Annotated in this window: 1 rRNA gene; it reads right to left on the bottom strand. The window is 56.4% G+C overall.

Going from position 1 to position 562, the window contains the following annotated elements:
* A 23S ribosomal RNA gene (locus tag AC1DYG_RS19020) occupies positions 1–562 on the bottom strand; the annotation flags it as partial.

The raw sequence follows: 562 nt of genomic DNA, 5'->3' as shown, positions 1-562 counted from the left end.
GTGTTTTTAGTAAACAGTCGCTTCTCACTGGTCTCTGCGGCCCCTCCCAGCTCAGGAAGCAAGTTCCGTCACCAGCCGAGGCCCCCCTTCTCCCGAAGTTACGGGGGCATTTTGCCGAGTTCCTTAACCATAGTTATCTCGATCGCCTTAGTATTCTCTACCTGACCACCTGTGTCGGTTTGGGGTACGGGCCGTGTGAAAGCTCGCTAGAGGCTTTTCTCGGCAGCATAGGATCACTGAATTCACCTCAACGGCTACGCATCACGTCTCAGGATATGTGCGACACGGATTTGCCTATGTCACTCCCTACACGCTTACACCAGTACTACCACTCACTGGCCCAGCTACCTTCCTGCGTCACCCCATCGCTTGGCTACTACCAGATCAGGTCCCGCGCATCCCCCGACCACATTCCCGAAGGAACACAGCCGGCTTCAGGGCGGTTAGTATCACTGATTCACCATGGGCGCGTTCACACGGGTACGGGAATATCAACCCGTTGTCCATCGGCTACGCCTGTCGGCCTCGTCTTAGGTCCCGACTCACCCTGGGCGGATTAACC

Source organism: Pedococcus sp. P1_H8, from assembly GCF_056405175.1.
Note: the sequence above shows the minus strand (reverse complement) of the source record. Positions and strands in the feature narration are given on the sequence as shown.